The sequence below is a fragment of the Curtobacterium sp. MEB011 genome (assembly GCF_030209655.1).
GTDB lineage: Bacteria > Actinomycetota > Actinomycetes > Actinomycetales > Microbacteriaceae > Curtobacterium > Curtobacterium poinsettiae.
Genome location: NZ_JARVRN010000012.1, coordinates 122,523 through 146,365 on the forward strand (window position 1 = coordinate 122,523; position 23,843 = coordinate 146,365).

Annotated in this window: 24 protein-coding genes and 1 tRNA gene; 13 read left to right on the forward strand and 12 right to left on the reverse strand. The window is 72.9% G+C overall.

All coding sequences use genetic code 11. From position 1 onward, the window contains the following. Positions 1 to 271: 271 nt before the first annotated feature. Positions 272 to 1,366, reverse strand: a complete 1,095-nt coding sequence (locus QRN30_RS15395) for a glycosyltransferase family 9 protein (protein WP_284761320.1) — start codon at positions 1,364 to 1,366, stop codon at positions 272 to 274. Between the two features lie 133 nt (positions 1,367 to 1,499). On the opposite strand from QRN30_RS15395, the gene QRN30_RS15400 reads away from it, so the two are divergent. The 6 genes from QRN30_RS15400 (at position 1,500) to QRN30_RS15425 (ending at position 8,209) form a co-directional block, all read left to right on the forward strand. Next, positions 1,500 to 3,056 carry an aldehyde dehydrogenase family protein gene (locus tag QRN30_RS15400; RefSeq protein WP_284761321.1) on the forward strand — a complete coding sequence of 519 codons (1,557 nt, stop codon included), beginning with the start codon at positions 1,500 to 1,502 and terminating at the stop codon, positions 3,054 to 3,056. Continuing rightward, positions 3,053 to 4,546, forward strand: a complete 1,494-nt coding sequence (gene rfaE2 / locus QRN30_RS15405) for a D-glycero-beta-D-manno-heptose 1-phosphate adenylyltransferase (protein ID WP_284761322.1) — start codon at positions 3,053 to 3,055, stop codon at positions 4,544 to 4,546. The genes QRN30_RS15400 and rfaE2 overlap by 4 nt, the downstream gene beginning before the upstream one ends. Continuing rightward, positions 4,543 to 5,427, forward strand: a complete 885-nt coding sequence (locus QRN30_RS15410; RefSeq protein WP_284761323.1) for a glycosyltransferase family 2 protein — start codon at positions 4,543 to 4,545, stop codon at positions 5,425 to 5,427. Before rfaE2 ends, QRN30_RS15410 begins: the two co-directional genes overlap by 4 nt. A 93-nt stretch (positions 5,428 to 5,520) precedes the next feature. Beyond that, positions 5,521 to 6,282, forward strand: a complete 762-nt coding sequence (locus QRN30_RS15415) for a DedA family protein (protein WP_194590909.1) — start codon at positions 5,521 to 5,523, stop codon at positions 6,280 to 6,282. Beyond that, positions 6,279 to 7,550, forward strand: coding sequence for a sensor histidine kinase (locus tag QRN30_RS15420; RefSeq protein ID WP_284761324.1), 1,272 nt, complete (start codon positions 6,279 to 6,281; stop codon positions 7,548 to 7,550). The genes QRN30_RS15415 and QRN30_RS15420 overlap by 4 nt, the downstream gene beginning before the upstream one ends. Continuing rightward, positions 7,547 to 8,209, forward strand: a complete 663-nt coding sequence (locus QRN30_RS15425; RefSeq protein ID WP_284761325.1) for a response regulator — start codon at positions 7,547 to 7,549, stop codon at positions 8,207 to 8,209. Before QRN30_RS15420 ends, QRN30_RS15425 begins: the two co-directional genes overlap by 4 nt. Positions 8,210 to 8,295: 86 nt before the next feature. On the opposite strand, the gene QRN30_RS15430 is transcribed toward QRN30_RS15425, so the two are convergent. The 8 genes from QRN30_RS15430 to QRN30_RS15465 are packed head-to-tail and all read right to left on the reverse strand — an operon-like array spanning position 8,296 to position 17,359. Beyond that, entirely contained in the window at positions 8,296 to 8,796 is a 501-nt protein-coding gene (locus tag QRN30_RS15430) for a Dps family protein (protein WP_056068605.1), read from the reverse strand. A 52-nt stretch (positions 8,797 to 8,848) separates the two neighbouring features. Further along, positions 8,849 to 9,271 carry an SIP domain-containing protein gene (locus tag QRN30_RS15435; protein WP_017887393.1) on the reverse strand — a complete coding sequence of 141 codons (423 nt, stop codon included), beginning with the start codon at positions 9,269 to 9,271 and terminating at the stop codon, positions 8,849 to 8,851. Between the two features lie 29 nt (positions 9,272 to 9,300). After that, positions 9,301 to 9,975, reverse strand: a complete 675-nt coding sequence (locus QRN30_RS15440; RefSeq protein WP_159556290.1) for a TetR/AcrR family transcriptional regulator — start codon at positions 9,973 to 9,975, stop codon at positions 9,301 to 9,303. Continuing rightward, complete coding sequence (locus QRN30_RS15445) at positions 9,972 to 12,062, reverse strand: CocE/NonD family hydrolase (protein ID WP_284761327.1); 2,091 nt, start codon at positions 12,060 to 12,062, stop codon at positions 9,972 to 9,974. The genes QRN30_RS15440 and QRN30_RS15445 overlap by 4 nt, the downstream gene beginning before the upstream one ends. Continuing rightward, on the reverse strand, positions 12,059 to 13,852 hold the full coding sequence (locus QRN30_RS15450) for a dipeptide ABC transporter ATP-binding protein (RefSeq protein ID WP_259552519.1): 1,794 nt from the start codon (positions 13,850 to 13,852) through the stop codon (positions 12,059 to 12,061). The genes QRN30_RS15445 and QRN30_RS15450 overlap by 4 nt, the downstream gene beginning before the upstream one ends. Beyond that, complete coding sequence (locus QRN30_RS15455) at positions 13,849 to 14,736, reverse strand: ABC transporter permease (RefSeq protein WP_042537148.1); 888 nt, start codon at positions 14,734 to 14,736, stop codon at positions 13,849 to 13,851. The genes QRN30_RS15450 and QRN30_RS15455 overlap by 4 nt, the downstream gene beginning before the upstream one ends. Next, the gene (locus QRN30_RS15460; protein ID WP_159556298.1) at positions 14,733 to 15,761 is read right to left on the reverse strand and encodes an ABC transporter permease; all 1,029 of its coding nucleotides are present in this window, start codon (positions 15,759 to 15,761) and stop codon (positions 14,733 to 14,735) included. Before QRN30_RS15460 ends, QRN30_RS15455 begins: the two co-directional genes overlap by 4 nt. Continuing rightward, positions 15,758 to 17,359: an ABC transporter substrate-binding protein gene (locus QRN30_RS15465; protein WP_042537146.1), complete on the reverse strand. Its 1,602-nt coding sequence runs from the start codon at positions 17,357 to 17,359 to the stop codon at positions 15,758 to 15,760. Before QRN30_RS15465 ends, QRN30_RS15460 begins: the two co-directional genes overlap by 4 nt. A gap of 235 nt (positions 17,360 to 17,594) precedes the next feature. On the opposite strand from QRN30_RS15465, the gene QRN30_RS15470 reads away from it, so the two are divergent. The 3 genes from QRN30_RS15470 to QRN30_RS15480 are packed head-to-tail and all read left to right on the forward strand — an operon-like array spanning position 17,595 to position 19,245. Beyond that, positions 17,595 to 18,188, forward strand: a complete 594-nt coding sequence (locus QRN30_RS15470) for a molybdopterin-dependent oxidoreductase (RefSeq protein ID WP_042537144.1) — start codon at positions 17,595 to 17,597, stop codon at positions 18,186 to 18,188. Further along, positions 18,185 to 18,976 carry a ferredoxin reductase gene (locus QRN30_RS15475; protein WP_259552516.1) on the forward strand — a complete coding sequence of 264 codons (792 nt, stop codon included), beginning with the start codon at positions 18,185 to 18,187 and terminating at the stop codon, positions 18,974 to 18,976. The genes QRN30_RS15470 and QRN30_RS15475 overlap by 4 nt, the downstream gene beginning before the upstream one ends. Further along, the gene (locus QRN30_RS15480) at positions 18,976 to 19,245 is read left to right on the forward strand and encodes a DUF6510 family protein (protein ID WP_259552515.1); all 270 of its coding nucleotides are present in this window, start codon (positions 18,976 to 18,978) and stop codon (positions 19,243 to 19,245) included. The genes QRN30_RS15475 and QRN30_RS15480 overlap by 1 nt, the downstream gene beginning before the upstream one ends. 283 nt (positions 19,246 to 19,528) lie before the next feature. Here the strand turns inward: QRN30_RS15480 and QRN30_RS15485 are convergent. Next, positions 19,529 to 19,600, reverse strand: a tRNA-Gly gene (locus tag QRN30_RS15485). Positions 19,601 to 19,732: 132 nt separating this feature from the next. Between QRN30_RS15485 and QRN30_RS15490 the strand changes: the two genes are divergently transcribed. Continuing rightward, positions 19,733 to 19,939, forward strand: a complete 207-nt coding sequence (locus tag QRN30_RS15490) for a hypothetical protein (protein WP_017887403.1) — start codon at positions 19,733 to 19,735, stop codon at positions 19,937 to 19,939. A 45-nt stretch (positions 19,940 to 19,984) separates the two neighbouring features. Here the strand turns inward: QRN30_RS15490 and QRN30_RS15495 are convergent, their stop codons facing one another. After that, positions 19,985 to 21,364: a hypothetical protein gene (locus tag QRN30_RS15495; protein ID WP_259552514.1), complete on the reverse strand. Its 1,380-nt coding sequence runs from the start codon at positions 21,362 to 21,364 to the stop codon at positions 19,985 to 19,987. A gap of 97 nt (positions 21,365 to 21,461) precedes the next feature. Here QRN30_RS15495 and QRN30_RS15500 point away from each other — a divergent pair, with 97 nt between their 5' ends. Then, positions 21,462 to 21,647, forward strand: a complete 186-nt coding sequence (locus tag QRN30_RS15500) for a hypothetical protein (protein WP_139179664.1) — start codon at positions 21,462 to 21,464, stop codon at positions 21,645 to 21,647. Positions 21,648 to 21,813: 166 nt separating this feature from the next. Here the strand turns inward: QRN30_RS15500 and QRN30_RS15505 are convergent, their stop codons facing one another. After that, the gene (locus QRN30_RS15505; protein WP_017887405.1) at positions 21,814 to 21,939 is read right to left on the reverse strand and encodes a hypothetical protein; all 126 of its coding nucleotides are present in this window, start codon (positions 21,937 to 21,939) and stop codon (positions 21,814 to 21,816) included. A 272-nt stretch (positions 21,940 to 22,211) separates the two neighbouring features. On the opposite strand from QRN30_RS15505, the gene QRN30_RS15510 reads away from it, so the two are divergent. Further along, positions 22,212 to 22,664, forward strand: a complete 453-nt coding sequence (locus tag QRN30_RS15510) for a hypothetical protein (RefSeq protein WP_156463747.1) — start codon at positions 22,212 to 22,214, stop codon at positions 22,662 to 22,664. After that, on the forward strand, positions 22,661 to 23,836 hold the full coding sequence (locus tag QRN30_RS15515) for a zinc-dependent alcohol dehydrogenase (protein ID WP_284761328.1): 1,176 nt from the start codon (positions 22,661 to 22,663) through the stop codon (positions 23,834 to 23,836). The genes QRN30_RS15510 and QRN30_RS15515 overlap by 4 nt, the downstream gene beginning before the upstream one ends. Positions 23,837 to 23,843: the final 7 nt, after the last annotated feature.

Genomic DNA, 23,843 nt, shown 5'->3' on the forward strand with positions numbered 1-23,843 from the left:
CGCTTCCAGCGCCGCACGCAGCGGTGAACCGCGCACGGGGCGACGGCGTGCGCACGGTGCGCACGGTGCGGCCGGGAGGCGCGTTGCGGGCTGGCAGCGGGCCTCCCGTCCGGCGTCCGGTTGCGTTCCGTGCACGGTGCACGGTGCGCGGTGCGTCGCCTGGTGCAGCGTTGACGGCTGGGTGCGCGCTTCCAGCGCCGCACGCAGCGGGCAACCGCGCACGGGGCGACGGCGTGCGCACGGGACCGAAGCTCGCACGGTGCGAGGCTCGTCAGGTCGTGCGGAGCAGGTCCTCCACGTCGGCGAGGACGGCCTCCGGCTCGACCTGGTCGACGTAGGACGGGTCGTGCTCGCACCGTTCGGCGGTCCAGCCGACCTGCGTGACGTCGATGCCGCACACCGGGCACCGCGTCACGAAGGACAGGTGCACCCGGTGCCGACCGCGGTCGAAGGGGCCGGCGTTGATGACGTTGCCGAACCAGAACACCCCGACGGTCGGCGTGCCGACGGCCACGGCGAGGTGGCGCGGACCGGAGTCGTCGCCGACCATGACGTCGGCGGCGGCCAGGACGTCGGGGAGCTCCCGCAGCGGCAGTGACCCGGTGCGGTCGTGCAGACGCTCCCGCAGCTCGGGCGGCAGCGACGCGACGATGGCGGACGACGCCGGCACATCGGTCTCGTCACCGACGAGCACGACGTGGTCGCCGGACGACAACCGGGCACGGGCGACCTCGGCGAACCGCGAGGGGCTCCAGCGGCGACGCAGGTCGGTGGCGCCCGGGTGGATCGCGACGAGTCGTGCCCCGCTCCCGACACCGAGGCGCTGCCTGACCTCGGCACGTGCGGCATCGGAGACGTGCAAGCGCGGGTCGAGGGTGACCGGCTCGGCGCCCGCGAGCGAGGCCACCTCGAGCGCCCGGACGACCTCGTGCTGGTAGTACACGTAGCGGACCCAGCGCTCCAGCACCCGTGCGTCCTCGGTGGCGGTGCCCACGGTGTGACGGGCACCGAGCCGGAGCAGGAACGGGTTCGAGTTCCGACCGCCGCCGTGCAGCTGCACCGCGAGGTCGAAGCGCCCGTGCATTCGGTCGAAGAAGTCCTGCTCGGTCGGCGCTCCGCGGCCCGAGTCCCGGACACCGGGCACGACGGGGAGCTCCTCGAAGGCGTGGACCGCGTCGGTGCGTCCCTCGAGCACCGGGCGCGCCGACGGTGCCCCGAGCAGCGTGATCCGGGCCCCGGGGTAGGCGGCGGCGAGGGCCTCGACCGCCGGCAGGGCGAACATCAGGTCGCCCAGTCCCCCGCCGCGGAGCACCGCGATCTCGCCGACACCGTCGAACCGTTCTCCGCCCACACCGATCTGTTGCACGGCTCCACGTCTACCGGTCGGACCCGGTCGGACGTCCAGCAGCGACCCCGGATGGACGAGAAGCGCGATGCCGTGACCGCACACAGCGGAGCCCGAGCACCGTGTGAGGCCCCGCCCGCTCCGGAAGGACCCCATGACGATCGCACCCCCCGCCGCCGACGACCTCGTGGTGACCGACCCCGTCAACGGGTCGATCGCGTCCACCGTGCGCCGCTCGACCGAGGACGACGTCCGCAACGCCGTCGCTCGCGCCCGAGCCGCTGCCGGCACGTGGGCCCGGACGGCACCGGCCGAGCGTGGCGCCCTGCTGCACGCTGCGGCCGAGCACCTCCGTGCCCACGCGCAGGAGCTGGCGGACCTGAACACCCGCGAGACCGGCAAGGTGCCCGGCGACGCGATCGGCGGGGTCGAGGCCGGCATCGGGACGCTCGTGCAGTACGCCGAGCTCGGGCCGGTGCACCGCGGCGAAGCGCTGCGCGGGCAGTTCGGTGCTGCCGACTGGTCGGTGCCGCACCCGCGCGGCGTGGTGCTCGCGCTGACGCCGTGGAACGACCCGGTCGCCGTGGCGTGCGGGATGCTCGGTGCGGCGATCGTGACCGGCAACACCGTCGTGCACAAGGGCAGCGAGCGGTGCCCGGCGACCTTCGCCCGCCTGAACGCCCTGTTCGCCGAGGTCCTGCCGGACGGCGTGCTCATCGGGGTCGACGGCGACGCGACCACCGGCGAGCTGCTCCTGGCGCAGCAGGGCATCGACGTCTACGCGCACGTCGGCTCGACCGCGACCGGTGACCGCCTGAGCGAGGTGGCCGCGACCACCCGCGCCCACGTCATCCGTGAGAACGGCGGCAACGACCCGGTGATCGTCGACGCCGACGTCGACCCGGAGTGGGCCGCCGCACAGGTCGCCCTCGGCGCCTTCGCGAACACCGGCCAGATCTGCACCAGCGTCGAGCGGGTGTACGTGCACCAGGACGTCGCCGAGCCCTTCGTCGCAGCGCTCGTCGCCGAGGCGGAGCGCCGCACCGCAGCACCCGCCACCGAGTTCGGGCCGCTCGTGGACGACCGGCTGCGCGAGCTCGTCCAGACCCACGTGGACGACGCGATCGCCCGCGGTGCCTCCGCACGAACGGGCGGTGTCACGCCCGGCGGGCTCGGCTCGTTCTACCCGGCGACCGTCCTGACCGGCTGCACGGACGACATGCTCGTGCTGACCGAGGAGACCTTCGGCCCGATCGCCCCGGTGCGCATCGTGTCGGACTTCGCGGAGGGGCTCCGGCTCGCCGCGACCGACCGCTACGGGCTCGCCGCCACCGTCCTGACGAACGACACCGCGCACGCGCTCCGTGCCGCGGCCGAGCTGCCCGTCGGCACCGTGAAGGTGAACGCGGTGTTCGGTGGTGCTCCGGGCGGCAGCGCCCAGCCCCGCGGTGCCTCGGGTGCCGGGTTCGGCTACGGCCCGCACCTGCTCGACGAGATGACGACCACGACGGTCGTGCACCTGGAGGCAGCCCCGCCGCGGCGCACCGTCGAGCCGGCGACCGCAGCAGCCGGCAGCACCGCAGCAGCCGGCAACACCGCAGCCACCAGCAGCACCACCGCCGACACCGGCGCCGCCGCAGGTGCCACCGGCCCCGCAGCCGCTGCCGGCGCCACCGCCGGCAGCGCCGACACCGTGGGAGGCACCCGATGACCGCCGACGTCCGCCTGGTGCGCGACCTCGTCGCCACCGTCGACGACCGCGAACCCCTGGTCGTCGTCATCGGCGACTGCATCCTGGACCGCTGGACCGTCGGTGAGGCCGAGCGGGTCTCCCGCGAGGCCCCGGCCCCCGTCGTCCGCGTGACCGAGACCATCGCGGTGCCCGGTGGTGCTGCGAACACCGCCGTGAACGCCCGCGCCCTCGGCGCCCGGGTCCGCATGGTCGGGCTCATCGGCGACGACGAGGCCGGCGACGTCCTGCGCCAGCGGCTCGAGGCAGCAGGCGTCGACACGTCGTTCCTGGTCGAGATCCCCGGCGCCCGCACCACGACGAAGTCGCGCGTCGTCGGCGGTGACCGCGTCGTGGTCCGGGTCGACGAACTGGCTGCGACCCCGACCGCCGAACACGGCGAACGCCTCGCCCGCTCGGTCGCCCGAGCCGTCCGGTGCGCCGACGCCGCCGTGGTCTGCGACTACGGTCTGGGCGTCCGCGCCGAGGACGTCGTGCCGATGCTCGACTGCGACCGCCCCGGTGCCGTCGTGGTGGACGCGCACGACCTGACACGGTGGGCCGCACTGCACCCGGACCTCGTCACACCGAACGCCGGCGAGACGGCCGCGCTGCTCGGCACGGACCTCGGCACCGGTGCCGACCGGGTCGGCACCGTCGTCGCCGCGCGCGCCGACGTGCTCGCCCGCAGCGGTGCGCGCGCCGCCGTGGTGACGCTCGACCGTGACGGCACCGTGCTGCTCGAGCCCGGCTCCGACCAGGGCTTCCGCACGCGTGCGACGCCCGCCTCGGAGCAGCAGGCCTCCGGCGCCGGAGACACCTTCTGCGCCGCCGCGACGGTCGCCCTCGCCGTGCAGGCGCCCCTGCGCGATGCCGTGGCGGTCGCGCAGGCCGCCGCCGACGTCGTCGTCCGCGAGGCCGGCACATCGGTCTGCACCGCCGCCGCCCTGCTGGACTCGGTGACCGCACCGGCGGCGACCGTGGTGGACCACGACGAACTCGCCACCGCGGTCGAGGCTGCACGGCAGGCCGGGCGTCGGGTGGTCTTCACGAACGGCTGCTTCGACGTCGTGCACCGCGGCCACACCACCTACCTGCGGCAGGCCCGGGACCTGGGCGACCTGCTCGTCGTCGCGCTGAACGACGACGACTCGGTGCGACGCTTGAAGGGCCCGGAGCGGCCGATCAACCCGGCCGAGGACCGCGCCGGCGTGCTCGCCGCACTCGCCTGCGTCGACCTGGTCACGGTGTTCGCGACGGACACCCCGATCCCGCTCATCGAACGGCTGCGCCCCGAGGTCTACGTCAAGGGTGGCGACTACTCCCCCGAGATGCTGTCCGAGACCGAGGTCGTCCGCGGCTACGGCGGCGAGGTCGTCATGGTCGACTACGTTCCCGAGCACTCCACCAGCGCCGTGGTGCGCCGGATCCGCGAAGCCGCCGCGCGGCCCGAACCGGACCCCGCACCGTGACCGCCCGCTGGTCCGGGTCCTGGGCGAAGGCCCCCGATCCAGCGGACACGAGCACGGTCGACATCGACGTGCTCATCCCGACCGTCGGCCGGCCGGCCGAGCTCGCCACGACGCTCGCCGGCCTCGCCGCCCAGACCGACGTGGACATGCGCGTCGTGCTGAGCGACCAGTCCGCGGACGGGGACGCCGCCAGCGCGCCGGCGGTCGCCGCGATGCTCCGCGTCCTGGAGGCCCAGGGCCGGCCCGTCACGCTCCTCACCCACCCGGAACGGCGTGGCCTGGCCGAGCACCGGCAGTTCCTGCTCGACCACGCCGAGGCAGCCGCGGTGCTGTTCCTCGACGACGACGTCTGGCTCGAACCGGGCTCGGTCGCGCGGATGCTCGACGCGCTGCGGACCCTGGGTTGCGGGTTCGTCGGCAGCGCCGTGCAGGGGCTGTCGTACCTGCAGGACCGTCGCCCGCACGAGACCGCCGTGTTCGAGCGGTGGGACGGCCCCGTGGTGCCCGAGGTGGTGCGCCGAGGGACCCCGGGGTTCGACCGGTGGTCGCTCCACAACGCCGCGAACCCGACGCACGTCGCCGCGGAGCTCGACCTGCACCCCGGCGAGTGGGTGCCCTACCGGATCGCCTGGGTCGGCGCGTGCGCCCTGTACGACCGCCGTGCGCTCGAGGAGGTCGGCGGTTTCCGGTTCTGGGACGCCCTGCCGCCCGAGCACGCCGGCGAGGACGTCGTCGCCCAGTGGCGGGTGATGGAGCGGTTCGGCGGCGCCGGCATCCTGCCCTCCGGCGCGGTGCACCTGGAGGCACCGACCACCGTCGTCGACCGTCGGGTGGACGCGCCCGACGTGCTGTTCGACCACGGTGGAGTCATACCGCGGTAGGGGGTGGTCGAGACCGCAGCGGGATGGCAGCGGCGCCGCGGCTCCGTAGCGTCGTCCTCGTCGACGAACGCCGTCGGCGGGAGGGAACACCCCGTGTTCGACCAGATCACCCCGCTCGTCGTCGAGTTGGCCGCGAGTCCGCTCGTCTACGTCATCCTGTTCGCCCTGTGCCTGCTCGACGGCTTCTTCCCGCCGGTGCCGAGCGAGTCCGCCCTGGTCGCGGTCGCCGCGATCGCCGCGACGTCGGGGCAGCCCGTGCTCGCGGTGGTGCTCGTCGCCGCCGCCCTCGGTGCGATCGCCGGGGACTCGATCGCGTACTGGATCGGCCGCCGGATCGGGTTCGCCCGGTTGGCCCGGTCGAAGCGACCACGGATCGCGGCGGCGTTCGCCTTCGCGGAACGGCAGATGCAGCGCCGGTCCGCCAGCCTCATCCTGACCGGTCGTTTCATCCCCGTCGGCCGGGTCGCGGTCAACATGACGGCCGGTGCCACCGGCCTGCCCTACCGCCGGTTCCTCGCGATCAGCGCGATCGCGGGGCTCGCGTGGTCGGCGGTGTCGATCGGGATCGCGCTGGCCGCATCGAGCGTGCTGCACGAACCCATCGTCGCGGCCCTGGTGTCGATGGTGGTCGCCGCCGGGCTCGGGGTCGTCGTCGACCGGTTGCTCGGGAGCATCAGCCGCAGGCGCGACGCACGTGCCGAAGCCCGAGCAGCAGCCCCGAGCACCCCGAGCACCCCGACGGCGACGAAGCCTGCCACGATGGCTTCGACGAAGGCCGTCACGAAGGCCGTGCAGTCGTCGTCCCCCTCCCCCGCACCTCGCCTCGCCCGAACCGGAGAGATCGCCCGCCCGTGACCATCGTCCCCGATCCACCCCGGCCCGACCGACCGACCCGGGGCACCCTGGCGCTCCGGATCGGGTTCGTGCTCGTCGCGGTCTCCCTGTTCGCCGTCGCGGCCCCGGTCACCGCCGTGCACGACGGCGTCCCGGTGCCGCTCGCCCTGCTCGTCACCGCCGTGCTGTCGGCGAGCATCGGCCTCGCGCCCCTCTTCCCCCGGACCGCGTCGGTCGTGCACCTCGCCGCCCTCGCCGGCCTCGGGGTCCTGACGGCGGACGGGTCCGTCGGACCCTGGCCGATCTCGGTGACGAGCATCATCGGACTCAGCCTGTTGCTCGTGGTGCTGGGCGTCCGCACCACCTGGCGGCTGACCGCCGTGGTCTGGGTCGCGGCGACGCTGCTCCCCCTGGTGCTCATCGGTGTGACGCCCGGCCGGTGGGGTCAGGTCGACGTCTGGGCGACGAGCTTCGTGGTGAGCGCCGGCGACACCCTCGTCCTGGCCGCCGCGGCGGTCGTCATCGGGCAGCGCCGGTCCGTGCGCGAGGAACTCGCAGCGGCCCGCCGCGACACCGAGCTCGAGCAGGCGCGGCGCCGGACGGTCGAGGAACGCTCCCGGATCGCCCGTGAACTGCACGACGTCGTCGCACACAGCATGTCCGTCGTGCACATGCAGGCCGAGTCCGCCCCGTACCGCGTGGCCGACCTGCCGCCCGCGGCCCGAGCGGAGTTCGCGGCGATCGCCGAGACGTCGCGCACGGCCCTGCGGGAGATGCGGCAGCTGCTCGGCACCCTGCGCGCCGACGCCGACGCCGAGCGTGCGCCGCAGCCGCGGCTCGCCGACCTGCCGGCACTGGTGCAGGCCACCCGCGCGGCCGGCATCCCCGTCGAGCTCCTGCTCGGCGACGACCTCAGCCTCGCCGACGACGACGACATCGACCACGTCGGGCGGCTCGCGCAGCTCACCGTGTACCGGGTCGTGCAGGAGGCGCTCGGCAACGTGGCCCGGCACGCGCCCGGTGCGGCAACCGTCGTGACGGTCGACAGGCACGGGTCGGCCCTCACGGTCGAGGTCGCCAACACCGCACCCCCGGCCGGCAGCATGGCCGGTGCGCCGCCGGACGACGGCGGCTTCGGTCTGGCGGGCATGCGCGAGCGGGTCGCCGCGCTGGGCGGCACCATCGACCACGGACCCGACCCGGACGGCGGCTTCCGCGTCGCGGTCAGCCTGCCCGCCCAGCCCACCGCGACCACGTCGCAGCCGACGGCCGAAGGAGGATCGCGATGACGCGGGTGATGGTGGTGGACGACCAGCAGATGTTCCGTGTCGGACTGCGGGCGATCCTCCAGGCCCAGGACGACGTCGACGTCGTCGGCGAGGCAGCGAACGGCGCCGAAGCGGTCGCGATGGTGACCGTGCTGCGGCCCGACGTGATCCTGATGGACGTGCGGATGCCGGAACTCGACGGCATCGAGGCGACCCGCCGGATCACCGCGGCGCCCACGGCGTCGCCGGTCCGCGTGGTGATGCTCACGACGTTCGACATCGACGACTACGTGTTCGACGCGCTCCGTGCCGGGGCGAGCGGGTTCCTGCTCAAGGACGCCAGCGCCGAGGAGCTCGTGCAGGCCGTCCGGACAGTCGCAGCCGGCGACTCCATGCTCGCTCCGCGGGTGACCCGGCACCTGGTGGAGGCGTTCGTCGCCGGTCCGCAGCCAGCGGCACCGAAGACCGAGGTGCTCGACGTGCTGACCGACCGTGAGCGGGACGTGTTCCTGCTGATGGCGCAGGGGCGGTCGAACGGCGAGATCGCGGCGGAGCTGTTCATCGCCGAGCAGACCGTGAAGACCCACGTCGGCCGGGTCCTGGCGAAGCTGCAGCTGCGGGACCGGGTGCACGCCGTCGTGCTGGCCTACGAGAGCGGGTTGGTCACGCCGTCGGCGTGATGTGCGGGCGCGGGACGCGACCGCAGACGGACGGGAGGCCCGGTGCCAGCTGGCACCGGGCCTCCCGTCAGCGCTGTGGTCGCGACTCAGGCGGCGAGGTGCGCCTGCAGGAACCAGCGGTCCTTGGTCAGTGCGCGCTCGATCTCGATCGCGACGTCCTGGCTGTTGAGGTCGACCTCGTCGAGGCCGTCGACGGCACGGCGGACCTGCAGCAGTGCCGCGTCGATCTGGGCGATCACCTCGGTGACGGTGACGTCGGAGTTCTGGAAGCCCTGCGACAGCGGCGGCAGGGTGGTGTTCGCTGCGACGGTCGCGATGCGCGAGTCGACCGGCAGGCCGAGGGCGACGATGCGCTCCGCAGCCTTGTCCGCGTAGTCCTGCGCGTGCTCGACGATCTCGTCGAGGAGCTCGTGCACGCCGACGAAGTTGCGGCCACGGACGTGCCAGTGCGCCTGCTTGCCGTTGACGACGAGTGCCTCGAGGTCGATGACGACGGGGGCGAGGAACTGGGCGACCCCGGCAGCGAGCTCCGGCGTGGTCGAGAACGGGGACGTGGTGCTCGTGGTGGTCGTGCTCTGCGTGGTCATGGGACAACCATGCCCCCGTCTTTTGCACACCGCAAGGAAGAGCAGGCTGCCCTTACCCGCCGTACTCGACCTGGACCTGCTGGCCGGCGTCGGTGAGTTCGAGCTGCACCATGGACCGTGCGCGCTCGATCCACGGGCTGTCGGCGCACCCGATCCAGACCGAGGTGCGGGGCTCGCAGTCCGTCACGCACCACTCGGCGGCCCACCCGGTCAGGGCGTGTGCCAGCGCTTCACCGTGGTCGGCGAAGACCAGCGGGGCGACGGCCGAGCTGCGGGCGCTCCGGACCAGCCACGTCACGGTGACGCGCGGCGGGGCCGGCAGCAGGCGGATCTGCTCGGCGAGGGCGACCTCGACGAAGACCTGTCCGTACGCGTTCTCGGGGAGTTCCGCGAGCTGGCGGTGGATCTCGACCAGGTCTTCGGCACCGCCCGCGATGAGGATGCGTTCGCTGGGCTGTCGCCGGGTCCGTGCCATGTGCCCACGGTAAGGGAAGCCTTACCTCATCACAAGGGGGAACGGCCGGTTCCGGCGATGTCCACAGCGGGCACACTGAGTTCGTGCGACAGGAACCGCCACATCCACGACAGGGCGACCGTGTTGGTGAGGCCAGGCACGCCCTGGGCGATCTGCGTCGCGACGCCGTCGCTGTACGCGGCGAGCTGCAGGGCGACGGTGTCGGCGTCGACCGGGTCGGTGCTCCCCGTGCTGTCGCGTGCGCCCCCGAACACGCCGGCGTCCACCCCGCGCCGGATGACCCGCACCAGGCAAGCCTCCCAGACGCGGATCCGTTCGGCGTACTCGGCGGCGACCTCGGGCCGACGCACCACCGCGGTCCAGTAGTCGGACCAGATCCGCCAGTGCTGCCGGACCTGCTCGGTGTCGCCGAACAGCGGCGCCACGAGCATCCGGAGTCCCACCAGCACGTCGGGTTCGGCGTCGACGGCCGTGACGATCGCGCCGTAGAAGCGCTCCGTCTCGAGCACCACGACCTCGTTGAGGATCTCCGCGACGCTGCCGAAGTGGTACGTCACGGTGCCGACGGAGACCCCTGCCTCGGCCGCGATGTCCCGGAGTCCCGTGGCACCGACGCCGTTCCGGACGATCACCGCGCGGGCGGCCTCGACGATCATCGCGCGTCGGACCTCCGGCCGCTGCCGCACCCGTGCTGCCGCGGTCACGCCGAGGTCCTCGGCACGTCGTCGACGAAGGTGCGCTCGGTGACGAGCACCTCGGGTTCGTCGGGTCCGCCGTCGCGGGCCCAGGCGCTCACGGTGTTGACGACGTGGAAGGCGTCGGCGTCGGCGGTGACCTCGGACGTGGTCTCGAGGCGCGCGGCCCACGCGGGCTTCGTCAGCCCGATCGCCCAGCGGGAACTCGCCCGTGCGCTGGTCGGGTCGTCGGAGCGGATCCGGTAGGTCTCACGGGCGTCCTCAGTGAACACCAGGCCGTCCGGGTAGACCCGCCCGCCGCCGTACCCGGGGTCGACGTCGAGCGTCCACTCCCCCGTCTCCACGTCGTGCGTCACCGTGCGCTGCGGCAGCGGATCGGCGGGGGCGACGCGCTCGATCACCAGGGGCTCGGACCGTTCGGGCTCGGCGAAGGCCACGCCGTCGTCGGTCGTCCGGGTCCAGGTGGGCAGGGTCACGCTCGAGGCGGTCGGGTCGATCGTCACCGTGGCCTCGACGCCGTGCGGCCACACCCACGGCCAGTAGGACGACGAGACGGCGATGCGCAGCCGGTGTCCGGCGGCGAACCGGTGGCCGGTCGAGACCAGGCGCACGGGCAGCTCGGCCGGCGTCCCGGGCACGAGCACGTCGTCGCGGTCCATGCCGTCGCGTTTCGCGGCGTTCAGCACCCCGCGGGTGACGAGCGTCGACGAGCCGTCCGGGGCGACGTCGCAGAGCCGGACGGTCAGGGTGGCCCGGGGCTGGTCGCTCGTGACGGACAACCGCACGAGCACGTTGCCGAGCAGGTCGAATGCCTTGCCGACGGGCAGGTCGAAGGTGACCGACCGGCCGTCCTCGGCGCGCTGGTCCGGCGGCAGGTCGGTGGCGTTGCCGAACGGGAAGAACCGGCCTGCGTCCATCCCGGTGTGCTGCGGGGACCGCACGACGACGGGCCCGAGGTCCCCGCCCCGGAGTGCGGCGAGGGGCAGGACACGTTCGTGGGTCGCGGCGGAGGGCCATGCCTCGGCACCGATCCAGCGACCGCGGCGACCGGCGTAGTACGGCGCTGGGGCCTCGCCCTCGTTGATCCAGGCCCGCAGTGCGGGGTCGTCCTCGACACCGGTGTCCACCCCGAGCAGCCAGCGGTCCCACCAGCGCAGGGTCTCCTGCAGGAACCCGATCGACGGACCCGGCGCCAGCCCACGGTCCGGGTACTGGTGCGACCACGGGCCGACGATGCCCTTCACCGGGGCGCTGACGTGGTCGACGAGCCGGAGCACGGCGTCCCGGTAGGGGTCCGCCCAGCCACCGACGGCGAGCACCGCGGCGCGGATGCCGTCGTAGTCCTCGGCCGCGCTGCCGTGCCGCCAGTAGTCGTCGCGCTCCTGGTGCGCCAGCCACACCGGCGTCATCGGTCGGTTCGCCTCGAGCCGTTCCCGCCAGCGGTCGACCCAGCCGGAGCCGACGACCTCGGGCCGGGGCGGCCGGGAGTTGAAGGCGAACATCGTCGCACCCCAGGCCGCCATGTCGATGCCGAGCACGGCGCCGCCGACGTAGTGCACGTCGTTGTCGTACCGGTCGTCGGTCGAGCAGACGGTCACGATGGCCTTGAGCGCGGCGGGTGCCCGGGCCGCGAGCTGCAGCGCGTTGAAGCCGCCCCACGAGATGCCGAACATGCCGACCGCACCGGTCGACCACGGTTGCTCGGCGAGCCACGCGATCACGGACTCGCCGTCGAGCAGCTCCTGCTCGCTGTACTCGTCGTCGAAGAACCCGTCGGACGAGCCGGTCCCGCGGATGTCCACGCGGACCGAGGCGTACCCGTGCTGGGCGTACCAGGGGTGCCGCTCCGAGTCGCGCGGCGCGGTCCAGTCGTCGAGCCGGTACGGCAGGTACTCGAGCAGCACCGGGGTCGGGTCGCTCGGCGCCCCGGGCTGCGACTGCGCCGGGGCCCAGATCCGAGCGTGCAGCCGCACGCCGTCGGGCATCGGGATCCACTCGTCGCGGACCGTCACGCCCGCGGGCAGCGAGCCGGGGTCGCCGATGGCGGTGAAGCTGGCGGCGGCGGTGCCGTGGTGGGTGCCGTCGTCGGTGGTCATGCGTCCTCCCAGTTGCGGGTGCGGTGTCCGTCGCCGTGGTCGGTCCAGCCGTCGGCGTGCCGCCAGCGCGGCACGCCGTCACCGACGTCGGGCAGGGTCGTGCTGCCGGGTTCGAGCGTCGCCGCGAGCAGCGTCGACGTGTACGGGTGGTTCGGGCCGGTGAACACGCGTTCGGTCGGTCCGATCTCGACGATCCGGCCGCCGGTCATCACCGCGACCCGGTCGGCCACGCCCCGCACCACGGCGAGGTCGTGGCTGATGAACAGGCAGGCGAGGCCCCGCTCGCGCTGCAGGTCGGCCAGCAGCGCGAGGATCCCCGCCTGCACCTGCACGTCGAGCGCGGTGGTGATCTCGTCGGCGATCACGAGCGACGGCTCCGCTGCCAGTGCGCGCGCGATCCCGACGCGCTGCCGCTGCCCGCCGGACAGCTGCGCGGGCAGTCGGTCGGCGAACTCCGGCCCGAGCCCGACCTGCGTCAGGAGCGTCCCGACCCGCTCTCGAGAGGACGAGCCGCTGAACAACCGGAGTGGCCGTGCGATCGCGGCGCCCACGGTGCGCCGCGGGTTGAGCGACGTGTCCGCGTTCTGGAACACGAGCTGCACCGCGCGCCGCAGGTCGGCCGCACGACCGGCGATCGGCACGCGCAGGTCGCCGTGGGTCGTGCCGTCGTCGTAGGTGAAGGTCCCCGACTCGGCGGGCACCAGCCCGGCCAGCGCCGTCGCCAGCGTCGACTTGCCGCTGCCGGACTCGCCGACGACGGCGAGCGTCTCGTGTGCGGCGATCGTGAACGAGACGCCGTCGACGGCGGCCGGCAGGCCGCGGCCGTAGCGGATCACCAGGTCCTCGGCGGTCACCACAGGGCGGGCGAGCGGTTCGGGAGGAACGGTTCGGCCGGCCATGGAGGCGACCGTCGACGAGACGGTCGCCGTCTCGGGCACGTGCCCCGATCCTCCCGGCCGTCGCCCGTCCGGCACTGCGGCCAGCAGGGCGCGCGTGTACTCGTGCTGCGGCGCGGCGAAGAGCGCCGCCGTGGCGGCGTGCTCGACGACCTCGCCGTCGCGCATCACGGCGATCTCGTCCGCCATGGCGGACACGACCCCGAGGTCGTGGCTGACGAGCAGGACGGCCATGCCGAGCTGCTCGCCGAGGTCGGCGACCAGGTCGAGGACCGCAGCCTGCGTGACGACGTCGAGGGCGGTGGTCGGTTCGTCGAGGACGAGCACGCGCGGCCGGGCGGCGACGGCCATCGCGATGGCGATGCGCTGCTGCTGCCCACCGGACAGCTGGTGCGGGTACCGGCGGACGATCGCGTCGGGGTCCGGCAGCCGGACCAGCCGGACCAGCTCGGCGACGCGCTCCGGGCCGTCGGGCTCGCCGTGCGCGCGGAGGGCCTCGCGGATCTGCTCCCCGACGCGCATCGACGGGGTGAGCGCCTGGCCGGCGTTCTGGGCGACGACCGAGGCGGTGCCGCCGCGGAGTTCCCGGCGACCGGACGGCGACAGGGCGAAGACGTCGGCGCCGTCGACGCGGACCGTCCCGCCGTCGATCGCCGACCCGGCCCGCAGGTGCGCGAGCAGCGTCCGCGCGACGGTGGACTTGCCGCTGCCGGACTCGCCGACCAGGCCCAGGGTGCGACCGGCCTCGATCGCGAACGAGACTCCCCGGACGACGGGGACGCGTCGCTTGCCGGCGGCGTACGAGATGGACAGGTCGTCCACGCGGACGATCGCGTCGGGCACGGTCGCTGTCGCTGTCGCTGCGGACGTCGTGCCGGTGTCGGTGCGGGTCATGCGCTGACTCCCTGCTTGGCGCGGTCGACGCCGAGCGACTTGCTCAGGCCGTCGGCCGCGAGGTTCAGTCCGATCACCAGCGTGGCGAGTGCCACGATCGGGGCGAGGGTGCCGAGCGGCACCACGGTGAGCGCGGTGCGGTTCTCCTGCACCATCAGGCCCCAGTCCGGGGTCGGGGGGTTCGCGCCGAAGCCCAGGAAGGACAGCGACGCGACGAGCAGGACGATCCACGAGGCCCGCATCGCGTACTCGACGAGCACGACGTCGAGCACGTTCGGCAGGATCTCGCGGAACACGATCGACAGCGGCCGCTCGCCCCGGGCGCGGGCAGCGGTGACGTAGTCCTGGGTGATCACGGTGCGGGCGGCGCCGCGGACGACCCGGGTCACCGCGGGGGCGTAGACGACGGTGACGGCGAGGACGATGACCCACAGACCGGCGTCGAACACCGTGACGACGACCAGGAGCGCCAGGATCGACGGCACGCTGAGCAGGGCGTCGACGACGCGCATGACGACCTCGTCGAACCAGTTGTCGGCGTACGCCGTGACGCAGCCGAGCACGGTGCCGACCGCGACGGCGATCGTGGTGGCGAGGAACGTCACCGACAGCGCGTACCGGCCGCCGTTCAGGGTGCGGGAGAGCACGTCGCGCCCGTACTGGTCGGTGCCGAGCCAGTGCGTCCACGTCGGACCGGCGAGCACGTCGCCGGCGTTCGTGGCGACCGGGTCGTGTCCGGCGATGACCGGTGCGAGCAGGGCGAGGACGACGTGCAGGGCGATGAGGCCGAGCCCGATGCTCAGCGCCGTCGACCCGCGCAGGGGTGCGAGCGCGCCGGCGAGGACGTCGCGTCCGGTGCGGCGGCGGGGTGCGGTGGCGGTCATGCGGCGGCCTTCCTGGTGCTGCGGGCGCTGCGGGTGCGCGTGCGCGGGCGCCGCTGGCGGGTCCGCAGCTTCGGGTCGAGTGCGAGCGCGACGAGGTCGGCGGCCAGGTTGCACACGACGTAGATCAGGGCGCTCAGCAGGGCGATCGCCTCGATCGTGGGCAGGTCGCGGTTGAACACGGACTCGAGCATGAGCTTGCCCATGCCCGGGTAGTTGAAGACGTTCTCGACCACCACGACACCGCCGAGCAGCCACGCGACGTTGAGCGCGACGACGTTGAGCGTCGGCAGCAGGGCGCTCGGCACCGCGTGCTTCCAGACCACCCGGCGCATGGTCAGGCCCTTGAGCTCGGCCGTCGTGACGAACTCCGACGCCATCACGTCGATGGTCGACGAGCGGGCCGTCCGCACGATGTAGGCGGCCATCGCGAGGGTCAGCACGATGATCGGCAGCCAGATCGTGGGCAGCAGCTCGGCGACGGTGGCGTCGCTCCCCCGCAGCACGACGGCGGGGAAGACCGGCAGGCCGATCGCGAACAGCAGCACCAGGACGGTGGCGACCATGAACTCCGGCACGCTCATCACGACCAGGCTGACGATCGAGATGACCCTGTCGCTCGGACGGCCGCGGCGGACACCGGCGACGACACCGAGCGTCAGGGACACCGTGACGCCGACGAGCATCGCGGGCACGGCGATGAGCATGCTGTTCCGGAACGCCGTGAACAGGGTCGGGGCGACCGGTTCGCCGCTGACGAGCGAGGTGCCGAAGTCGCCGTGCACGGCGCCGCCGAGCCACTGCAGGTAGCGGAGCCAGACGTTCTGGTCGAGGCCGAGCGTCTCGCGGAGTTGCTTGACGGCGTCGGGGGTGGCGTTCTGGCCGAGCAGCTGCTGGGCGACGTCACCGGGGAGCGCCTGCACCGCCAGGAACACGAAGAGCGAGGCGAGCACCACGGTCAGCAGGGCGATGCCGACGCGGCGGAGGACGGGGACGAGGACGTCCGACGGTGTGTTCGTGGTCGTCATCGGCGCAGTCCGATCCGCAGGTAGTCGAACTCGAAGCCGTACTCCGAGTAGTTCACGACGTCGCGGGACAACCCCACGAGCCGGTCGCCGAACATCGGCGTCATGTCCGCTCCCTGCTCGACGACGAGCCGCTGGGCGTCCTGGTACAGGGTGAGCCGCTTGGCGTCGTCCATCTCGGCTCGGGCGTCGTCGAGCAGCCCGTCGAAGGTCTCGTTCGACCACGCGCTCTCGTTGTACGACGAGCCCGAGCGGAAGATCTGGTTGAGCAGCTGGTCGATCGGCCGCCCCGTGAACCAGTAGCTCACCATGAGCGGCTTCTGCATCCAGATCTGCGTGTAGTACGAGTCGGAGCTCGCGTTGCGGACGGTCAGGCGGATGCCCGCGTCGGCGACGGCGTCCCGGTAGGCCACGGCCATCGGGGTGAACACCGACTCGTAGCTCGACGTGTAGATCTCGGCGCGGAAGTCCGCACGCCCGGCCTGCTTGAGCAGCGCCCGGGCCTTGTCCGGGTCGTACTCGCGGTGGTCGTCGACGAACGCGGCGAGCTGCGGCGGCACGGGGTTGTCCCAGCCCGCCGAACCGGTCCCCTGCAGCGCCGTGTCGACGATCTTCCGGGGGTCGTAGGCGAGCTTCATCGCCTGGCGCACCCGTGGGTCGCTGAACTCGTCGCTCGTGGCGAGCATCGGGATCGTGTACCACTGGGCGTTCTTCGACCGGGCGACGGTGGCCCGGCCGGACGCCGACACCACCCGGGCGGTCGCGAAGTCCAGGTTCGTCTGCGAGATGAGGTCGATCTGCCCGGCGAGCAGGGCGTTCACCCGCGCCGTGGTGTCCTGGATCGAGTAGAAGTCGATGCCGTCGAGTGCTGGCCGGCCGGCGAAGTGGTCCGCGTAGGCCTCGACGCTGCCCGCGCCGGCCGGGGTGAAGGACGACAGCCGGAACGGCCCCGTCCCGATCCCGGTGCGGCCGATGTCGGCGACGGCGTCTGCCGGCACGATGTAGCACTGGTACGCGGTGAGCAGCGAGGGGAACTCGGCGTTCGGCTTCGTCAGCGAGAAGCGGAGCGTGTACGGGTCGACGGCGCGCATCGAGTCGGCGTCCATGACCTCGCCGAGCACGCCGGCCTGCGGGCTGCCGGTCTTCTCGTCGAGGATGTGCCGGATGCTCGCGATGGCGTCGTCGGCGGTGAAGCGGGAGCCGTCGTGGAAGGTCACGCCACGGCGGAGCGCGAAGGTCCACTCGGTGCCGTCGGCGTTCGCGGACCACTCCTCGGCCAGGTCCGGCACCGGGGTGCCCTGCTGGTCGAGCTTGACGAGCCGGTTGTACAGCGCACCGAGATACTCGTAGGCCGACAGCGAGCTGGCGGAGTCGAGGGTCTCGGCGGCCGAGGCCGCCGGCCGGGCGATGCGCAGGCGTCCGCCGCGACGGGCGACGCCGGTGGCTGCGGTTTCGGGGATCGTGGGGGTGCCAGCGGACGCGCCGGAGCTGCACCCGGCGAGCGTGAGCAGGCCGAGGCCGGCCAGACCGGCGGCGCCGGTGATGAGCGCCCGACGGCTCGGACCGTGGGCGCCTCGGGGTTCGGGGACGATGGGCTGCATTCGGGGTGACCCCTCCTGTAATCGTTCCGGTGAACGATAGAGGTCCCCGGCCGATCCCCCAAGCCCGCTCCCGGCGGTCGACGCGGGACCAGGGGCGCCGGGAACGGCGGACCGGTGCGGATCCGCCCCCGAGGACGACCGTTCCGTGCACGGGTGGAACGTTTACCAACCCGTTACACGGCGCGCTCCGGCACGCGGCATGATCGGGAACGCACCGACGTTCCCGAGGAGGACCATGGCCACGTTCACCCGCGGGTTCGGCGGTCGCCGTGCCGACCGCGACGACACCCGCATCCCGCCCGGGCAGACCCTGGTCCGTGACTGGCCCGTCCTGTCCGCCGGCGCGACGCCCGACATCGAGCCGACCGACTGGGCCTTCTCGATCCGCACCGAGTCCGGCCTGCACCAGTGGACCTGGGACGAGGTGCACGCGCTCGGCGTCGAGGACGTCACCGTCGACATCCACTGCGTCACGCACTGGACCAAGCTCGACATGCCGTGGCGGGGCGTCCCGCTCGACCGCCTGTTCGAGGACGTCGAGACCGAACTCGACTACTGCATGGTGCACAGCCACGGCGGCTACACGACCAACGTGCCGCTCGACGAGCTGCTCGACGGCAAGTCCTGGATCGCGTTCGAGGCCGACGGTGCGCCCCTGACGCCCGAGCACGGCGGGCCGGCCCGCCTGCTGGTCCCCCACCTGTACTTCTGGAAGAGCGCCAAGTGGGTACGCGGCATCGTCATGCAGTCAGACGACGAGCCCGGCTTCTGGGAGAACGCGGGCTACAACCTGCACGGCGACCCGTGGAAGGAAGAGCGGTACTGGTGACGCTCCCCGACACCGGCCTGGAGGCACGGATCACCCCCGCCACGCGACCCGCCGCACGCAGGCGGCCGGCCTGGCACGCCGCCACCGTCGCGTCCGTCGTCCGCGAGACGACGAACGCGCGCCGGATCGTCCTCGACGTCCCCACCTGGCCGGGCAACGACCCCGGGCAGCACCTGGACCTGCGGCTGACCGCCGAGGACGGCTACCAGGCCCAGCGCTCGTACTCCATCGCGTCGGCCGGCCCCACGACCGATGTCGTGCTCGCGGTCGACCGCGTGGACGGCGGCGAGGTCTCCCCGTTCCTCGTCGACGCTGTCGAGGTCGGCGACGCGCTCGATGTCCACGGACCCCTGGGCGGCTGGTTCGTCTGGCGGCCGGGCGAGTCCACCAGGCCCGTGCAGCTCATCGCCGGCGGCTCCGGCATCGTGCCGCTCGTCGCGATGGTGACCGCCCACGCCGAGGCGGACGACCCGGCGCCCTTCCGGCTCCTCGCAGCCGTCCGCACGCCGGACGACGTGTTCTTCCGTGCGGAACTCGACCAGGCGCTCGCGAGCCGGGCACCGCTCGAGGTGACCCACGTGTACAGCCGCACCGCGCCTCCAGGCTCGTCCGTGCCGGCCGGGCGGCTGACGCGGGACGCGCTCGCTGCGGCGGTGTTCCCGCCGGACGCGGGTGCCCTGGTCTACGTGTGCGGGTCGACGCCGTTCGTCGAGCAGGTGCTGCGCTGGCTCACCGAGCTCGGGCACGACACGAGCGACGTCCGCGCCGAACGGTTCGGGGGCAGCTGATGGTCGTCGTGGACGGCAACGCACTGGCGGGGACGCTGGCCGACAGTCTGGGGCCCGAGCCGACCGTGGTCGCCCTGCGCTGCGCCGGGTGCGGTTCGCTCGGGGTGCTCGGGCAGACCACCGTCCACCGCACCGCGATGGGGGCGGTGGCGCGCTGCCGTGGGTGTGACACGGTGCTCGTCACGGTCGTCGAGTCCGACAGTCACCGCTGGGTCGGACTGCCCGGCGCACGGACGATGTCCGCTTCGGCAGTGGACGGCATCGAGTAGCACAAGGGGCGACAGGCACGTGTGCGGGATGTGTGCGGGTTTCCGCAACGCTCGAGATGCTCCCCACCCGAACGGGGGTCGGCTCCGGATACATCCTCGGAACTGCGCCAGGCCACCCACCCGGTGCGTGCCAGTGGGGGCAGGGTCGCCTCCGCGCCCGGTGGGCGCGGGTACCCGAAGCCTGCGCCCGCCGGGCCCCCACGCCTTCGGCGCTGCGACGCCCCGCAACGACAGAACCCCCGCCGCTCTTCCGAGCAACGGGGGTTCCGGTCTTCCTGTTCTGAGCGGATGACGAGATTCGAACTCGCGACCCTCACCTTGGCAAGGTGATGCGCTACCACTGCGCCACATCCGCATTCACACGCCGTGCTGGCCGTGCGGAGATGACTCTACCCGATGACGGGCGGCATCACCGGTTCCACCCTGGTTCCCGGCGTGTCCGGCGCGGCGCGGGCGGTCCGTCAGGTCGACGGAGTTCGATCGGACCATGAGCTACGTGCACGACAACCCGGGCGGGACCGAGGCCCACGGCGTCGACCTGGTCGACGGCGACGCCCCCGCCATCCGGATCCTGGTGCACGGCGACCTGCCGACCACGATCGAGCACGAGGGCCGCACCTGGCTCGCCACGGGTGACGCCCACGACGCCGGCACCGACGACACCCCGCCGATCGCGATCTACCGCCCGGTCTGAACCCGCGGGTCCGGCTGGGCTGACCGATCCGGGTGCGCCGGCCCGTCAGTGACCGCGGACGTCGCCCGTCAGGATCGCGTGCTCGACACCCGCTGACAGCTCGTCGTGCAGGGCGTCCGCGAAGAACTCGCCGGCACCCAGGCTGATGAGGTGCGCGACCGCGGCCTCCGCCGCCGGGAACCCGGGCTCCCACTCGTCGTGCAGGAACGCGCGGACGTGTCCGGACTCGTGCACGACGACCACGCCGATGTGCTCGTGCCGAGTGCCGTCCTCGAGCACGGCGTCGAAGACGATGGGTTCGGTGTCCTCGCCGAGTTCCTCGAGCAGGACGGTGCCGGTGCCCGGCCACTCCGTCCGGTACGGCGGCAGGTCGGGGGCGTGCAGGTGCCCGGCGAGCTCGTCCGACGCCGACTCGATGTGTCCGGTGGACAGGTACTCGTCGACGACGTCGTGGATGCGGGCGTGCAGGTCCGGCTCGTACTGCCACCAGCGCTGGTGCACGGTGCGGAGCCACTCCTGGGTCGCGGCGTCGGCCGAGGCCGAGATCCCCACGAGCTGCGGTGCGGTGCCCGGCGAACCGACGACCTCGAGCTGTTCGTCGTGCGTCTCGACCGTGATCGACCCCGTGGTCTCGTCGGGGTGAACGCCGTGGACGTCCTCGGGCGCGGCGGCCCAGATGCTGGCGGGGAGCTTCGGCGGCAAGTCGAACGGGACCGCGATCGCGGGTTGCGTCATCGCGTGGTCGATGGCGTCGCCGAGGTGCACCTCGTCCGCCCGGGACCCCATCACGATGCCACCGGCCGGCGGCACGAGCGACAGGTGTTCGAGGTCGTCCGGCGCCGCGTTCATCGACGTGAACACCACGGTGTCCGCCCACTGGACGAACGCACCGGCCGACCGGTCGTCCTCGCCGAACGGCACGTCCCACGCCGTCGGGTCGGTGAGCACCCACGATGCGGTGCGGCCGGCCGGTCCGTGGCGGACGGCGTCGACGATCGCCGGCACCAGTCCGGGCAGCTGCCGGTACGCCGGGCGGACCGTGAGTCGGTCGACGGCGAGCAGGTCGAGCTTGCCGAGCATCTCGGCTGCGTGGGTCTGCAGCGAGAAGAACGTCTCGCCGGTCGCGTCCTGCGCAGCGACGGCGGAGGCGAACGCCCCGGCGACGTCGGAGACCTGGTAGCCGAGCACCAGCGCCTCGAGCGACTCCGGCGCCCGGCTCGTGAACGCGGTGACCTCGGCGACGGAGACCGCCTCGGTCTCGTCGTCGGTGATCGGGACGCGGACGTCGATCACCCACCGGTCGACGTCCTGCCCGGGGTAGGCGTCACCGTCCTCGTCCGAGATCGTGATGTGCACCAGGCGCAGGGAACCGTCCCAGGCGTCGTGGACGTGCTGGGCGATGGCGGCATCGGGGTCGTCGTTCACGGATGCAACGGTACCGGTGCGATCGGCAGCGCCACGCGGCCGGCGACCAGCGGCATCGACCCGTGGGCTCGACGTCGGGGGCAAGCGAGGGGGTGCGATGCGCACCACGTTGCCGACGGCCGCAGTGCTCGCTGCGGCGACGCTGCTCACGGCGACGGGCTGTTCGTCGTCGTTCTTCGAGCCGATGGCCGACCCGGTCGGGACCTGGACCCTGACGCCGGACGGGGGCAGCACCATCGTCCTGCGGCGGCAGGAGCCTCGGCTTCCGGGTCGGGGATCGTGAACGCCCCGACCCGACGTACGAGTACCGGCACGACTGAAGCGTCCGAGGACCCTGAGCGAGCGCGGGCAGCGTCGGGCACTGACGGTGCGGCTCTGCGACGCGACCCCGGGACGGACGGGAGGCCCGGTGCCGGCTGGAACCGGGCCTCCCGTCCGTCTCGCTGCCGTCACCTGCCACAGCACTCCGATCGGTCGGTCGTCAGCCCGGAGCGCTCGGCGCGCTCGGCGCGTTCGGCGCGCTTCGCGACGAACACCGCGACCTCGTCGGCCACCGCGACGGGCGCGTCGATCACCGGGAGCCGCGGCCTTCACCGGCGACCGACATCCCCGCCGTTGAACGGTCAGCGCATCACGGACAATCCCGGGACGGCGTCAGGGCAGCCACGCTCATGGTGGATCGACAGGAGCGACTCCGTGGTCCCGACCGGCACGATCGCGCGGTCGTCGCTCCCGTCCCGTGATCCGCACCGATGCGACTCAAGGAGGCCGCGATGGAACACACGAACCCCCGGCGGTGGGGCGCGAACGCGCCCGCTGCTGACCGACTCTTCGCTGGGACACCACGATGAGGGCCCGGAACCTCGCCGCCGCTGCGATGGTGACGGCTGCTGTCGGCATCGTGGTCTCGCGCCGCCGACGCGGCGCACCCGGGCCCGCACGGAAGGTGCTGGCCGAACCGCGTTCCGGCTGGCACGCGGTCACGGTGAACCGCGGGCGGGACGCGGTGCTGCCAGGCGGACGAGTCCCCGCGCCGCTCACGGCGTTCGGGCAGGACGTCGAGGTGGAGGCCCGTCCCGCGCCCGGCGATCGCGGCACCGAGCTCCGTGCCCGGTTCCGAGGCGGCGCCCCGGATGCACGAGGCCGGTTGCGGGCCGCGCTGCGCGAGGCGAAGCAACTCATCGAGGTCGGCGAGGTGCTCCGGGTGGATCCGGTCCCCCACGGCCGACGGAAGGCCACACCCACCGGCGCGTTGGTGGACGTGGCAACGAGACGGAGCAACGAGGAGGGTGTGCTGTGAAGGCGCTCTGTTGGACCGGGGTCAACGAGACCGCGGTGGAGACGGTGGAGGACCCGAAGATCCTCAACGATCACGACGTGATCCTGAAGGTGCGTCTGAGCACCACCTGCGGGTCGGACCTGCACCTGCTCGGCGGGTACATCCCGACCATGCGATCCGGTGACGTCCTGGGGCACGAGTTCATGGGCGAGGTCGTCGAGACGGGATCGGCCGTCACGAAGCACAAGGTGGGCGACCGGGTCGTCGTCTGCTCGTTCATCGCCTGCGGGCAGTGCTGGTACTGCACCCACGGGCAGTTCTCACTCTGCGACGACGGCAACCCGAACCCGGGCTTGACCGAGGCGATGTGGGGATCGTCGATCGGCGGATGCTTCGCCTACAGCCACGCGCTCGGCGGGTTCGCGGGCAGCCACGCCGAGTACGTCCGCGTGCCCTACGCCGATCAGGGGGCGTTCACGGTCCCCGACGGCGTCTCCGACACGGCCGCCCTGTTCGCCTCCGATGCCGCACCCACCGGGTGGACCGGAGCCGACCTGGCCGGGATCACCCCGGGTGACACCGTCGCAGTGTGGGGCGCCGGAGGTGTGGGCCAGATGGCCGCTCGTGCGGCGATGCTCCTCAGCGCCGAGCAGGTGATCGTGATCGACCGCCTGCCCGAACGGCTGCGACAGGTGCGCGAGCACATCGGTGCCGAGATGCTCGACTACACGAGCGACGCCGTGCTCCCGGAACTCAAGGAACGCACCGGCGGTCGGGGTCCCGACGTCTGCATCGAGGCCGTCGGCATGGAAGCGCACGGTACCGGACCGCTGTACCTGTACGACCAGGCCAAGCAGCAGCTGCGGTTGCAGACCGACCGGCCGACCGCCCTGCGCGAGGCCATCTACGCCTGCCGGAAGGGCGGCAGCCTGTTCTCGCTCGGGGTCTTCGGTGGGCTCGTCGACAAGTTCCCGTTCGGCGCGATCATGAACAAGGGCATGACGGTCCGCGGCGCCCAGCAGCACGGGCACCGCTACATCCCGATGATCCTCGACCGCATCGCCGCGGGAGAGCTCAGCACCGAGCACCTCGCCACGCACGTGATGCCATTGTCGCAAGGGCCGCGCGGGTACGAGATGTTCAAGAACAAGGACGACGGTTGCGTCCGCGCCGTCTTCACCCCCGGCGTGTGACGACCGA